The organism is Kutzneria sp. CA-103260, from assembly GCF_018263855.1.
GTDB lineage: Bacteria > Actinomycetota > Actinomycetes > Mycobacteriales > Pseudonocardiaceae > Kutzneria.
Genome location: NZ_CP073318.1, coordinates 1633903 through 1647192 on the forward strand (window position 1 = coordinate 1633903; position 13290 = coordinate 1647192).

Here is a 13290-nt window from a genome sequence, read left to right on the forward strand (position 1 = left end):
ACGCCCTGAAGATATAAGACCCTATGACTTCAGTGAAGACTGAAAATAATCTTCAAACCGCCGAGGGGTACTCGAATGCGCCAGAACGCCTAAACTGGACCGAAGAACAGCCGTCGTTGAAGGCATCGGGGTGCGGGCGTGGAGCTTCGGTTGCTGGGCACGGTGCGGGTGATCGTGAACGGCAGTGAGGCGCCGCTCGGCGGCCGGCAGCAGCGGCTGGTGCTGGCGGTGCTGGCACTGCACGTGAACCAGCCGGTGGCGGTGTCGCGGATGATCGACTGGATCTGGCCGGATCCGCCCCGCCGGGCCGAACACGCGGTCCGGGTGCATGTCTCCCAGCTCAGGTCGGCGCTGGCAGACGCGGAGATCGTCGCCCAGGGACCGGCCTACGTCCTCAAAGCCGACCCCCACGGCATCGACGCGCACCGCTTCCAGGACCTGGTCACCCGCTCGAAGGACGCCGAGGACGAGCAGCGGGTGGCCCTGCTGGACGAGGCCCTGGCCCTGTGGGAGGGTCCGGCGCTGGCCGACGTCGCCGACCCGGAGCTGCGGGAACGCCTCTGCGGCGGCCTGGAGGAGCGCCGGCTGCTGGCGGCGGAGGACCGCTACGACGCGATGCTGCGCCTGGGTCAGGGCCGGGACCTGATCCACGAGCTGACGGCCTACGTGAACCGCCATCCGACCCGCGAACGCCCGGTCGGCCAGCTGATGCTGGCCCTGTACCGGGATCGGCAGCAGGCGCTGGCGCTGGAGGTGTTCCGCCGGACCAGGGAGATGCTGGCCGAGGACCTGGGCATCGATCCGAGCCCGGAGCTGCACCGGCTGGAGTTGGCGATCCTGCGCAACGACCCGGCCCTGGACCCGGCGGCGGTGCGCCTGGACGTGCCGGCGCTGCTGCCGGCCGGCGTCGCCGACTTCACCGGCCGCGAGGAGCACCTGAAGCGGCTGGACGAGGACACGGCCGGCGGCGACGCGGTGGTGATCAGCACGATCGCCGGCACGGCCGGGGTCGGCAAGACCGCCCTGGCCCTGCACTGGGCCCACCGGGTTCGCCACCGGTTCCCCGACGGCCAGCTCTACGCCAACCTGGACGGTTTCGCCGTCGGCCCGCCGCTACGCCCGGAGCAGGTGCTGTTCCAGTTCCTGCGGGCGCTGGGCGTGCCGGCCGAGCAGGTGCCGGCCGATCTCGCCGAGGCGTCCGGCCTGTACCGGACGGTGCTGGCCGACCGGAAGGTGTTGGTGCTGCTGGACAACGCCGCCAGCGCCGAGCAGGTGCGGCCGCTGTTGCCGGCCAGTGAAACCTGCGTGGCGCTGGTGACCAGCCGCAACCGCCTGGACGGTCTGGTGGTGATCAACGCGGCCCGGCGGATCAGCCTGGACGTGCTCCCCGCCGCCGAGGCCCTGGATCTGCTGGCCCGGATCCTGGGCCGGGGGCGCACGGACGCCGAGCCGGAGGCGACCGCCGAACTGGCCCGCACCGCCGCCTACCTGCCGCTGGCCCTGCGGATCGCGGCCACCAGCCTGAGCAACCACCCGGGCCGGCCGATCGTCGACTACCTGGCCGAGCTGCGGGGCGAGGGCCGGCTGGACGCGTTGGAGCTGGACGAGACCGTGGCTGTGCGGTCCACGTTCGCCCTGTCCTACGGCGCGCTGAAACCCGAGGCGCAGTGGGTGTTCCGGCTGATGGGCATCGCCCCCGGCCTGGACATCTCCGCCGAAGCCATGACAGCCATGGCGGGTATGGCGGCCACGGCCCGTCCGAGAGTGCTGCTCGATCACCTGGCCACCACGCACCTGGTGGACCAACCGTCCTATGGTCGCTACAGCTTCCACGACCTGCTCCGGGACTACGCCCGCGAGACCGCCATGGTCACCGACTCCGGCATGGACCGCCAGGCGGCGCTGGACCGGCTGTTCCTGTACTACCGGCGGACGGCGGTCGCCGCGGTGGAGTCCCTGTATCCCGGCACGGTCCGGCTCGTCCGCAGCACTGACCTGCCGGACCCGGTCGCGTTCGACGCGCCGGCCCGGGCGCTGGCCTGGCTGAACGCCGAACGGCGGAACCTCGTCGCCGCGGTCGAGCACGCCGTGCGTCACGGGTTCTGGCGGGCGGCCTGGGAGCTGGCCGACTCGCTCCGGTTCTACCTGCTCAAGAAGTCGCTCCGGGTGGAGTGGCGGATCGTCGCGACCGCGGCGCTGACCGCCGCCGAGGCCGACGGCGATCTGCGGGCGATCGGCGCGGCGCACTTCAGCCTGGGCAACCTCGCGGACGACCACGACGAGGCAATGGGGCATTACGAGGTCGCGCTGCGGATGTACGAGGAGATGAACTGGCTGCACGGCCAGGCGGCCGTGCACTCGAATCTCGGTGGGATCGAGGAGGACCTGGGCCGACTCGACGCCGCCGTCGGGCATCGAGGCCGTGCGGTGGACCTGGCCCGGTCCGCGGGCCTGCGGCAGATGGCGAGCGCGGCGCTGCTCAACCGGGCGTTGACGAACCTGATGCGCAACGAGTTGGACGAGGTCGCCAAGGACGCCGCCGAATCGCTGGAGCTGGCCGACCGGCACGAGTGGAACGACGGTCCCGGCCATGCCCTCTACGCCCTGGGCCTGGTCGCCAGTCTGCGAGGACGCCACGACGAGGCACGCCGGCTGTGCCAGGAGGCCGTGGACGCCTTCCATCGCACGCAGGCGACGAGCGACGAGGCGTCGTCGTTGGCGCACCTGTCCTTCGTGCTCGCCGGTGGCGGCGACCACGAAGAGGCTCTGGCCAAGGCCCGCCAGGCCGTCACGCTGGCCGAGCAGGCCCACCCCCGGATCCAGGTGTTGGCCCTGAACGCCCTCGCCGAGGCGCGGACCGGGCTCGGCGAGGACGCCTCCGACGACCACCGTCGAGCGCTGGACCTGGCCCGGGAGATCGTGGCCCGCCACGAGGAGTGCCGGGCCCTGATCGGCTTGGGCGAGGACGCGGCGGCGCTGGAGCTGGCCCGTCGGTACGGGTTCCGTCTCGTGGGCCGGCACGTGCTCGATTTGTCCCCGGGTGAGTGGAAACAGTACTGATGGCGGGTGTTGGCCGGTTGGCCGATTAGGGACCCTTCTGGATGGCGCCGACGGACGGGGCCATGAAGGGAAAACCCATGAGTCGCAGGGTGTTCTGTGCTGCCCTCACACTGGCGGCGGGACTGTTAGGCGTAGTCGCGGTCGCCCCGTCGGCCCAAGCGGCGGCGTGCGGGGACCAAGTGATCGGCAACGGCGGATTCGAGACCGGGAGCGCGCCGTGGACCGGGTCGACGGCGGCGATCATCGCCGGCACCACGGCCCAACCCGCGCACGGCGGGACCCAACTGGCCCGGCTGGACGGCACCGGCAGCACGCACACCGACACCCTGTCCCAGTCGATCACGCTGCCGGCGGCGTGTTCGTCGGCGACGCTGACGTTCTGGTCGCACATCGACACCAAGGAGACCACCACCAGCACCAAGTACGACACGCTGGCGGTGCAGATCGGGTCGGACACCTTGGCCAGTTACTCCAACCTGGACAAGAACACCGGCTACGTGCAGCGCAGCTTCGACGTGTCGCGCTACCTCGGGCAGACGATGACGCTGACCCTGACCGGGCGTGAGGACTCCAGCCTGGCCACCAACTTCGTGCTCGACGACTTCGTGCTGAGCACCGGCACCGGCGCGCCGCCGACCACCGACGCGACCCGGACGCCGATCAACCCGGCGTATACGGCGAGCCTGACGTCCAACGCCGCCGGCGACACGTGGACCGGGCACCAGAGCGTGACCTTCACCAACGGCTCGCCGACCGCGCTGCCCGAGGTGTACCTGCGGCTGTGGGACAACTACCACGGCTCCTGCCCGACCACGCCGATCACCGTCACCAACCTCACCGGCGGCACCGCTTCGGAGCTGACCGTCGGCTGCACCGCGATGAAGGTGACGCTGCCGTCGCCGCTGGCCCAGAACCAGTCGGCCACCATCGGCTTCGACCTGAGCATCGCGGTGCCCAGCGGGGCCGACCGGTTCGGCCACGACGGCGCGTACAACATGATCGGCAACGCGCTGCCGGTGCTGGCGGTGCGGGACGGGTCCGGCTGGCACCTCGATCCGTACACCAACAACGGCGAGTCGTTCTACACGGTGATCGGCGACTTCGACGTGACGCTGACGCACCCGTCGAGCCTGCTCACCCCGGCCACCGGGACGTCCACCGAGACCACCAGCGGCAGCACCACGACCACGCACGCGGTGGCCACGAAGGTGCGGGACTTCGCTTGGGGCGCCGGGCCTTTCGCCAAGATCAGCACCACCTCGGGCAAAGGCGTGCGGGTCAACGTGTACTCGGTCAGCGGGATCTCCAGCAGCAGCGCCAACTCCATGCTGACGCTGGCCGCCGACGCGGTCGACGTGCACGCGGGCCGCTTCGGCGACTACCCGTACGGTGAGCTGGACGTGGTGCTGGACAACAACTTCTGGTTCGGCGGCATGGAGTATCCGGGCTTCGTGATGGACCTGGTGTCGAATGTGGCGCTGCCGCACGAGATCGCGCACCAGTGGTGGTACGGCATCGTCGGCGACGACGAGTACAACACCCCTTGGCTGGACGAGGGATTCACCGACTACGCCACCGATCTGTACCGCGGCGTCACCGGTTCCGGTTGCGGCATCACGTGGCAGTCCAGCGCCGAGAAGCTGACCAACTCGATGGCGTACTGGGACGCGCACTCGTCGCGGTACTCCACCGTGGTCTACAACTACGGCAAGTGCACGCTGCACGACCTGCGGCGGCTGATCGGCGACACGGCGATGACCACCCTGCTCAAGTCGTACGCCCAGGCGCACTGGTACGGGGTGTCCACCGTGGCCGAGTTCAAGGCCGCGGCGCAGGCGGCGGCCGGGTCCACGGACCTGACCTCGTTCTGGGCCTCGCACCGCGTGGAGGGCTGAGGCTTGTCGGCTCCCGGGCTGGTCAAGGCCCGGGAGCCGACACCTCACTGGCAGATGTCCTTCAGCCGCCTCGCGATGTCGACCTGGGTCCGCAGGTTTTCGGCCCCGGGCGCGTAGTTGAGGTCGAAGAAGACCTCCTCGATGCCGGCCGCCGCCATCCGGTCGATGTCCTTGGCGATCTGGTCCCAGCTGCCGTTGGCGATGTGCCGCCCCTGCTCCGGAAGTTCCGAGTCGGTCGGCTGGACGTGGGCGCGGACCAACGTGGGTAGGTTCCCGCTCACGCGGGCCGCCCGGGCCAGACCGATCATCTCGATGAGACGGTCGACGTCAACGGCGGCGGGGGTGAAACCGTCGGCGATGCGGCCCACCCGGTCCAGCGCCTTCGGACTGAAACCGCCCATCACGATCGGCAGCGGGTTCTGCACCGGCTTCGGGCCGATGATCGACGCCGGGATGGTGTGGTAGTCGCCGGCGAATTCGACCGGGTCGGGGCCCCACACCGCGCGCAGCGCCCGAACCGACTCCTCGGCCACCTTGCCGCGTTCGTGAAACGACGCCCCGGCGGCTTCGAATTCGTCTTCCGACCAACCGAGTCCGATCCCCACCGTCAGCCGGCCGTGGGACAGTTGGTCCAGGGTCGCCAACCGCCGTCCCAGTACCACGGGGTTGTAGAAGGGCAGGTTGAGCACGCTGACCCCGAGCCGGACCCGGTCGGTGATCGCGGCCACGTAGGCCAGCACCGTGAGGTGCTCGAAGACCCGTTTGGCCGCCGGACTCAGCCGGCCGTCGGCGTTGGCCGGATAGGGCGTTCTCGGATTGACGGGGTAGAGCAGTCGGTCGCCGGTCCACAGGGAATCCCAGCCGTTGCGCTCGGCGTACAGGGCGAAGTCCCGGATGTTCTCGGTGGTCGCTTGTTCTCCCAGGTGCGGGAGCGCCAGTCCGAATTTCATGATTCCACGCCGAGGGAGAAGTCGTAGTGCCCCACGCCGTGGCTTCCCAGGCCCATCATTAGCAGGCCGGTCTGCTCCAGTGGGCCCGCCATCGCCAGGGGACCGGCGTCCAGCGGGCGCAGCCCGAGGCTCTCGACAAACGCCGACACGCTCGCCTTGGCCTGGGTGTCGTCACCGGCGATGAACACGTCCAGCGGGCGGCCCGTGGCCAGGACGGTGGCGAAGACGGTGTTGAACGCCTTGACGACGTGTGCGCTCGCGGGGGCGGCCCCGGCGACCTCCCGCGCGGCGGAGGCGGTGAGCAGTTCGGTGAAGGATGGGGCGAAGGGATTGGCGATGTCGACGATCACCTTGCCGGCCAACGATTCCCCGTACTGGTGGACGACCGGCGCCGCGCTGGCGTACGGCACGGCGAGGACGACGATGTCGCCGGCCGGGACGGCGCCGAACGTCCCCGTCGTGGCGCCGCCGCCGAGTGTGCGGGCCAGTTCCGCGGCTTTGGCCGGGTCGCGGCCGATGATCTGGACGGCGTTGCCGCCCTTGAGGGCGCGGATGGCGATGGCGCGGGCCATCCCGCCGAGACCGATGACGCTGATGCTGCTCATGACCGGTCCAACGGCCGGTGAGAAGCGGCTCTTCCCGTCTCACAATCGATAGAAGTACGAGTTACGATAAGTTTTGTTCATGCCAAGTCTGCGAGCACTGGAGTGCCTGCTGGCCGCCGCCGAGCTGAGGTCGGTGACCCGCGCGGCACGGCGCCTGCATCTTTCACAGCCCGCGATCTCGCACCAGCTGGCCGCTCTCGAACGGGAGGCGGGAACCGCACTGTTGATCCGCGAGCGCCGCGGTGTCCGGCTGACCGCCGCTGGGCGGGCGGCGCTGCCCGAAGCGCGCCGGGCCGTGGCCGCGGCCGACGACGCCATGCGGATTGCCCGCGCGGTCGGGCAGGGCGTCGGCGGCGTCGTCCGGGTGGTGTGCGCGCAGAGCCTCACGGTGGCACTGCTGGCACCCGTGCTGACCCAGTGGAACCTTGAGCGCCCCGGGGTCACGATCGCTCTGCGCGAGAGCACGGACCCGGAGGCGGCCTTCGCCATGCTGGAGTCCGGTGAGGCCGACCTCCTGCTGTTCCCTGATCTCGGCGACGCGGGGTTCGAGACGACCGCCGTCGCCGAGGAGGAGGTCGTCGTGGCCCTCCCCGCGCGGCACCCGCTCGCCGCCCAGCCGGCCATTCGGCCCCGGGAGCTCGAAGGGCAGCCGTTCGTGCGCTTCACGCCCGAGAACAGGCTCGGCGCGTGGATCGAGAGCCACCTTGACGAGGTCGACCTGAGGCCGTCGGTCGTGGCGCGCACCGCCGTGACGACCCACGCGCCCCAGTTGGCGGCGGCCGGACTTGGCCTGACCGTGGTTCCGGTCAGCGCCGTCGCCGCCGGCTTCTCGGGGGCGGTGCGGCCATTCGAACCCCGGTGGACACGACGCCTGGTCGCTATGACCACGGGCCCGCGCGACCCGCTTGTCACCCAGCTGGTCAGTGATCTTCGCAGCACCGGGCTGCGGGTGCCGGGCGACATCGCCGACCAGTTGGACCGCGGCGCCTGACTAGCCGTTCATCTGCTGGTGGATCCAGGGCGACACCGCGTCGATCCGGGCGATGACCTCCAGGCCGGGAGACGGGCAGGCCGGGCCGTTGTCCACGATCGCCACCAGAGTGCCGGTCCGGTCGTCGGCGGAGGTGAAGAACGGGCCGCCCGAGTCGTCCGGGCACGGGCTGTTGTCCACGGTGCGCGGGACCGACGGGGCCGCGTCGAGGGTCACGGCGTTGATGTGGGCGACCGTGAACTGGCCTCGCTTGAGGTGGTCGGACGGAGTGCCGCCGGCGGCGGAGTGCGACCCCCAGCCGGCGAACTGGAGCGGCTCGCCGATCGTCGGCGGCCGGTCGGCGAGCGCGATCGGCGTGATGTCGGTGATCGGCGCGTCCAGCCGGACCACCGCCAGGTCGTTCACCGGGGATTGGCGCACGTCCATGACCTGCGCCGATTCGCCGCCGGGGTCGCTGTCCTTCAGCTTTCCGACCGTCACCGTCATGTGATAGCGCGGCGCCCCGCTGACTCTCGTGCCATTTACATCGTGAAAGCAATGCCCCGCCGTCACGACCCATAACGGCGCCACCAGCGAACCGCTGCAGGCTCCGCTGCGTAAACCGCCGGCCGGGGTGGGAATGTCGGGTGATGTGAGCTTTGCGTTGAACGGCAGGATCGGCGCAGGCCGCGGGGTTGTCGTCGTCGGCGTCGTCACCTGGGGACGTTCGGCGCTACCGGCGGTGAGCACGGTGTTACGGGCTGGTTGTTGGTGTGCGGGGTGTGATTGCGTCGTCACGGTATAGGCAGAGGCCGCGCCGGCCCCCAGGACCGCCGCGACCGCGATCGCTCCCAGCCGGGGTCTGCTAGAGGACGTCACGTATATCAATTACGGGCGGCGAGCCGGAAAGGTTCCTTGATTCGCCGGAATGGGTGCTGGCTCACGGACGAATGTTCCCGAACGGACAGGGTTCGCTCGATCGGTGGACGCGCGGCCCAGGAGGCATGATAAGCGGGTGACCAGCTTCAGCAGTCCGAACGTGGTCGTCGAGCGGCCGGCCGACGACATCGTGGTGGTCCGGGCGTCGGGGGAGGTCGACATGATCACCGCGCCCGCGCTGGAGAGTCGGGTGGTGACGCTGGTGGGGGAGAAGCCGCGGCTGCTGGTGATCGACCTGACCGAGGTGCGGTTCTTCTCCTCGGCCGGGCTGGCGGTGCTGGCGCTGGCCCACCGCGAGGCCGATGAGGGCACCCAGTTGCGGGTCGTGGCCAACGACGCGGCGGTGCTGCGCCCGCTGGAGCTGACCGGCCTGACCGAAGACCTCTCCATCCTGCCGAGCCTGACCGCCGCGATCGCCGGGTGAGCGGCGTGGATCCGCTGAGATGGCGTGGACTGGCCAAGGCCGAACAGCTCACCGGCATCCGCCGGTCGGTCGATGAGTGGTGCGAGCGGGCCGGGCTGCCGGTCGATCTGACGCAGATGGTGTCGCTGGCGGTGTACGAGGCGATGGCGAACGTCGTGGAGCACGCCTACCGCGATGGCGGTCCCGGGCCGCTGGACCTGGAGCTGCGGTACGAGGCTGGGGCCGTGGCGGCGATCGTCGGCGACGAGGGTCATTGGCATGTGACCACGCCGGCCGAGCAGTTGCACCGCGGCCGGGGGCTGGCGCTGATCGAGCGGCTGGCCGAGCATGTGACGGTCATGCCGTCGCCCAGCGGCACCACGGTGCGGATGCGCTGGCCGACCGGGCAGTCGGCCCGGCTGCGGTTCCTGGAGGCGATGACCGACGCCGCGCTGGCCCGGCTGGACGCCGACGACGTGCTCGGGGCGCTGCTGACCCGGGTGTATGACCAGCTGTCGGTGGACACGGCGAGCGTGCTGCTCTACGACCGTGCCGGCGATCATCTCGTCGCCGCCGTCGCGGTCGGCCTGGAGCGGGAGATCGTCCGCTCGGTGCGGATACCGCTGAGCGAGGGGCTGGTCGGCCGGGTGGTCGCCGAGCGGGTGGCGATGACGAGCAACCGGGTCGACGTGCCGTCGTTGCTGGAGAACGGGATCCGTGTCCTGGCCGCCGCGCCCATGATCGCCGACGGCGTACTGGTCGGCGTGCTGAGGGTCGGTGACGAGGACCGTGTGTTCACCGACGACGACCTGGGTCTGCTTCAGGTCGCTGCTGACCGGTTGGCGCTGGCTGTGCAGGCGCATGCGTCTGATGCGGAGAGCGCTGCGACGACTGCGTTGCAGCGCAGCCTGTTGCCCAGTCGTCTGCCGGCGGTTGCCGGTCTTGATTTCGCGGGTCGTTATGCCCCGGGTGCGGAGTTGGGGGTCGGTGGTGACTGGTATGACGTGTTTTCGTTGTCGGATGGTCGGATTGGCATTGTCATCGGTGACGTGGCCGGGCATGGTTTTCCTGCTGCGGTGGTGATGGGTCGGCTGCGGAGTGCTCTTCGGGCGTATGCGTTGGACAACGATGCTCCGGAGGTGGTGCTGGACAAGTTGGACCGCAAGGCCAGTCATTTTGAGGCTGGTGTGATGGCCACGGTGGCGTATGCCGTGGTTGAGCCGGCTGCTGGTCGGTTGACGTTGTGCCTGGCCGGGCATCTGCGTCCGGTGCTGGCTGTGCCCGGTTGTCGGGGCGAGTTCGTGGACGTCCCTGTTGATCCGCCCATCGGCTTCGCCCTGCGGGGTCGGCCCCGCCGTGGCCGGGTCGTCGACATTCCGCCCGGCGCCACGGTGTGCTTCTACACCGATGGACTGGTGGAGCGTCGGGATCGTCCCATCGATGTCGGCCTGTCCGAGCTGTTGGACGCCGTCGCCGCCGTGCCGTCGGAGACGGTGTGCGCCGAGCTCATGGCGGAGTTCGTCGCGGGCCAGCCCACCACGGATGATGTGGCGCTGCTCGTGATGCACCGCACCGAATAGCTGCGATAGTGATCGCATGACGAGTTGGCAGGACGTCGACCGGTCGGCTCCGGAGTTCGCCGGCCGGGTGCGGGCGCTGTTCGACGCGCACAGGCACAAGACCATCGCCACCCTGCGGGCCGACGGCTCGCCGCGGATCTCCGGCATCGAGGCCGTGTTTGAGGACGGGGAGCTGGTCTTCGGCTCGATGCCTCGGGCCCGCAAGGGCGCGGACCTGCGCCGTGATCCCCGGTTCGCGCTGCACAGCGCCACCGTCGATCCAGTCGAAGGCGCCGAGAAGGACTGGCCCGGCGAAGCCAAGATCGCCGGCCGGGCCGTGCTCACCGAGGGCAAGGACAGCGACCGCTTTGTCGTCGACGTCACCGAGGTCGTGCACACCCACCTCAACGAGGCCGCCACGCTCCTCGTCGTCGAATGGTGGACGCCCACCGCCGGCCTGCGTCGCGTCGAACGCGAGTGACACCACTTCGGCAGGCCTTGGTGCCTCGAACCGCGTGACCTGAGGAGTCGATGCTGGGATGACGGCAGGGGGACCGATGCCCACACAGGATGACGTGCTCGGGTACTTCAACACGCTGTCGAACTGGGGACGGTGGGGCGACGACGACGAGCTCGGCACTCTGAACCACATCACCGACGACGTCCGGCTGGCGGCGGCGCGGGCCGTGCGCCACGGCAGGAGCGTGTCGTGCGCATGGGAGGTTGCCGTACCGGAAGACATGGAGCGGTCGACGACGACGTGCCCGTGCGCCGCCGACATGCCAGGTGCCGAGAACATGCCGCTGCCCGGATTCCGCAACGACCGGCGCTGGGGCTATTCGTCCGAGCGGCTCGGCATCACGTTCCACGGCAACACCCTCACCCACATCGACTCGCCGTGCCACATCTTCTGGGACGGCACGATGTACAACGGGCGGTCGCACTCGTTGGTCGACGCCGCAACGGGATCGGCGTGGGCGGCCGTCACGGCGGCGGCGAACGGGATCATCACGCGTGGTGTCCTGCTGGACATCGCGAGGGTTCGCGATGTGCCGTGGTTGGAACCGGGGCAGGGTGTGTTTCCCGACGATCTCGAGGAGGCCGAGCGTCGCCAGGGTGTGCGGGTGCGACCCGGCGACGCGGTACTCCTGCGGACCGGCTATGGCCGCGTCCGGCACGAGGCCGGTGCGGCCAGCGGTTTCACGCAGGCCGGCTGGCACGCGTCCTGCCTGCCGTGGCTGCGTGAACGGGAGGTCGCGCTGATCGGCGCTGACACGCCCCAGGACGTTCAGCCGTCGGGGTACGACGACGTGTTGATGCCGGTTCACGCCGTGGGCCTCGTTGCGATGGGTCTGTGGCTGCTCGACAACTGCGACCTCGAGGTGTGCGCGACGACGGCTGCCGAGCTCGGCCAGTGGGACTTCCACCTGGCAGTCGCGCCGGTCCGCTTCGCCGGCACGTCCGGCAGCCCGGTCAACCCGATCGCCACATTCTGACCGCGGGAGTCGCGCCCGACAGCGTCGGCACCCTGCACCGTCTGGGAGTCGATCAGCCCTGCGTCGATCCTTCTCAAAACACGCTCTCAGAACGGCGGTTCTTCCACCGGTTCCGGCTTGGTGGTGTAGGTCTGCCCCGCCGCGTCTCGACGGTAGCGGTGCCGTCCTGCGCGATGCTGACCTTCGCCTTGGTCGCGTGTTTGTTGCACAAGGGAAATCTCAGGTTCTCAGCTCACCGGGGACATCAGGTTGGTGATCTCGACCGGGCCGTCGACCGGGGCGGGCCAGATGACGGAGACGCCAGCGCTGGGGCCGGACCGCCCGGGCAGGACGAAGCTGACGGAGGCGGCCGGGATGCTGCCGCTGGTCGGGCCGGTCTTGACGTACGCGACGGCCTCGGCGTTGCCGTGGACGGTGATCCGCGGGTGGTTGACGTCGTTGTGGCTGATGTCGACGGGCAGTGGGGTGCCGCCGTCGTCGCGGAAGGTGAAGTCGCCGAGGGCGCCGCCGATGACGCAGCGTACGCCGGCACGGGCGGCGAGGTGGACGACGAACAGGCGGTTGGCGGTGGTGGGGGAGTGGCCCTCGTCGATGTGGATGTTCAGGTTGCCGGCGGCGCACCAGCGGGCCGAGCGCCCCGGTGGCTCGTCGGCGCCGGCGGGGACGGCGGAGCTCGCGGTGGTGGTCAGCGCCGGGGCGGGAGAGCTCGGGGCGGCGGCGATGGCGGAGCCGCAGCCGGCCAGGGCGATGACAGTCGCCACCAGGGTGACGGCAAGAGTGATCCTCATGTTCGCCGAGGCTGGCAGAGGGCGGCCCCGCCGGGCGAGGGGAAAATGCCGAGCGTGGGGTTATCCCTCACCGACCGATCGGGCAACGAAACTGGGACTTTTGTCCAGGGTTATTTTGGACCTGATTGGGTGCACATTTTTCTGGGGTGGATGCGTATCCAAGCGGTGGCGCTCTAGTCTTGAACTATCGGTTCGGTTTATTTCTCGGGGGAACGGAACCTGTGATGACTCGAAGTCACTTGACGGCTCGCGGTCGTGACCGCGAGCTCGCGGCGCTGCTCGGCGACGAGTGGCGCGACGGCCGCCTGGTCGTGTTGCGCGGCCCGGCCGGCATGGGCGCGACCACCGTGCTGTCGGCGGCCAGACGCGCCCTGCGGGCCGACGCCGTGCGCGTCATCGCCACAGGTGAGGACGTTGGCGACGGCTACGGCGTGGCGGCGATCGTCGCCGGCCTGCGCGAGGAGTTCGAACACGTCGGCGTGCTCGACGCGGTGCGCCGCCTGCGCGAAATCGTGGGCGACGGGCGGGCCGGGGCGATGCCGCGGATTACCGTCGAGTTGGGCGGAGTGTTCGATCGGATTGCCACGAACGGCCCAGTGGCATTGCTGGTCGATAACGCTCAATT

General features: G+C 69.9%; 12 protein-coding genes. 7 read left to right on the forward strand and 5 right to left on the reverse strand.

The genetic code is table 11. The annotated features are described in order from the left end of the window. The first annotated feature begins 138 nt into the window (after positions 1–138). Complete coding sequence (locus JJ691_RS07260) at positions 139–3060, forward strand: AfsR/SARP family transcriptional regulator (protein ID WP_211768018.1); 2922 nt, start codon at positions 139–141, stop codon at positions 3058–3060. 77 nt (positions 3061–3137) lie between these two features. Then, a complete protein-coding gene (locus tag JJ691_RS07265; RefSeq protein ID WP_249227753.1) occupies positions 3138–4955 on the forward strand; it encodes a M1 family aminopeptidase in 1818 nt (605 codons plus the stop codon). A gap of 44 nt (positions 4956–4999) precedes the next feature. Here JJ691_RS07265 and JJ691_RS07270 read toward each other — a convergent pair whose 3' ends face one another. Beyond that, positions 5000–5905, reverse strand: coding sequence for an LLM class F420-dependent oxidoreductase (locus JJ691_RS07270; RefSeq protein ID WP_211768019.1), 906 nt, complete (start codon positions 5903–5905; stop codon positions 5000–5002). After that, positions 5902–6510, reverse strand: coding sequence for an NADPH-dependent F420 reductase (locus JJ691_RS07275; RefSeq protein ID WP_211768020.1), 609 nt, complete (start codon positions 6508–6510; stop codon positions 5902–5904). The genes JJ691_RS07270 and JJ691_RS07275 overlap by 4 nt, the downstream gene beginning before the upstream one ends. Before the next feature lie 79 nt (positions 6511–6589). Here JJ691_RS07275 and JJ691_RS07280 point away from each other — a divergent pair, with 79 nt between their 5' ends. Beyond that, a complete protein-coding gene (locus JJ691_RS07280) occupies positions 6590–7501 on the forward strand; it encodes a LysR family transcriptional regulator (protein ID WP_249227754.1) in 912 nt (303 codons plus the stop codon). On the opposite strand, the gene JJ691_RS07285 is transcribed toward JJ691_RS07280, so the two are convergent. After that, on the reverse strand, positions 7502–8359 hold the full coding sequence (locus JJ691_RS07285; protein WP_306291354.1) for a S1 family peptidase: 858 nt from the start codon (positions 8357–8359) through the stop codon (positions 7502–7504). Between the two features lie 136 nt (positions 8360–8495). Between JJ691_RS07285 and JJ691_RS07290 the strand changes: the two genes are divergently transcribed. The 4 genes from JJ691_RS07290 to JJ691_RS07305 all read left to right on the forward strand — a co-directional run bounded on the left by JJ691_RS07290 (position 8496) and on the right by JJ691_RS07305 (position 11877). Beyond that, positions 8496–8843 carry an STAS domain-containing protein gene (locus JJ691_RS07290; RefSeq protein WP_211768021.1) on the forward strand — a complete coding sequence of 116 codons (348 nt, stop codon included), beginning with the start codon at positions 8496–8498 and terminating at the stop codon, positions 8841–8843. A 5-nt stretch (positions 8844–8848) separates the two neighbouring features. Further along, positions 8849–10402: a SpoIIE family protein phosphatase gene (locus JJ691_RS07295; RefSeq protein ID WP_211768022.1), complete on the forward strand. Its 1554-nt coding sequence runs from the start codon at positions 8849–8851 to the stop codon at positions 10400–10402. A 16-nt stretch (positions 10403–10418) separates the two neighbouring features. Then, positions 10419–10862 (forward strand): pyridoxamine 5'-phosphate oxidase family protein, encoded by a 444-nt coding sequence (locus JJ691_RS07300; RefSeq protein WP_211768023.1) that lies wholly within the window; start codon positions 10419–10421, stop codon positions 10860–10862. 76 nt (positions 10863–10938) lie between these two features. Continuing rightward, on the forward strand, positions 10939–11877 hold the full coding sequence (locus JJ691_RS07305) for a cyclase family protein (RefSeq protein WP_211768024.1): 939 nt from the start codon (positions 10939–10941) through the stop codon (positions 11875–11877). Positions 11878–12104: 227 nt separating this feature from the next. On the opposite strand, the gene JJ691_RS07310 is transcribed toward JJ691_RS07305, so the two are convergent. After that, a complete protein-coding gene (locus tag JJ691_RS07310) occupies positions 12105–12665 on the reverse strand; it encodes a hypothetical protein (protein ID WP_211768025.1) in 561 nt (186 codons plus the stop codon). A 197-nt stretch (positions 12666–12862) separates the two neighbouring features. Continuing rightward, the gene (locus tag JJ691_RS07315; RefSeq protein WP_211768026.1) at positions 12863–13288 is read right to left on the reverse strand and encodes a hypothetical protein; all 426 of its coding nucleotides are present in this window, start codon (positions 13286–13288) and stop codon (positions 12863–12865) included. Positions 13289–13290 lie beyond the last annotated feature (2 nt).

What these genes read in the sequence shown, in the direction of transcription:
- JJ691_RS07265 (WP_249227753.1), top strand. Translation starts at nt 3,138, where the DNA reads ATGAGTCGCAGGGTGTTCTGTGCTGCCCTCACACTGGCGGCGGGACTG.
- JJ691_RS07270 (WP_211768019.1), bottom strand. Translation starts at nt 5,905, where the DNA reads ATGAAATTCGGACTGGCGCTCCCGCACCTGGGAGAACAAGCGACCACC.
- JJ691_RS07275 (WP_211768020.1), bottom strand. Translation starts at nt 6,510, where the DNA reads ATGAGCAGCATCAGCGTCATCGGTCTCGGCGGGATGGCCCGCGCCATC.
- JJ691_RS07280 (WP_249227754.1), top strand. Translation starts at nt 6,590, where the DNA reads ATGCCAAGTCTGCGAGCACTGGAGTGCCTGCTGGCCGCCGCCGAGCTG.
- JJ691_RS07300 (WP_211768023.1), top strand. Translation starts at nt 10,419, where the DNA reads ATGACGAGTTGGCAGGACGTCGACCGGTCGGCTCCGGAGTTCGCCGGC.
- JJ691_RS07305 (WP_211768024.1), top strand. Translation starts at nt 10,939, where the DNA reads ATGCCCACACAGGATGACGTGCTCGGGTACTTCAACACGCTGTCGAAC.
- JJ691_RS07310 (WP_211768025.1), bottom strand. Translation starts at nt 12,665, where the DNA reads ATGAGGATCACTCTTGCCGTCACCCTGGTGGCGACTGTCATCGCCCTG.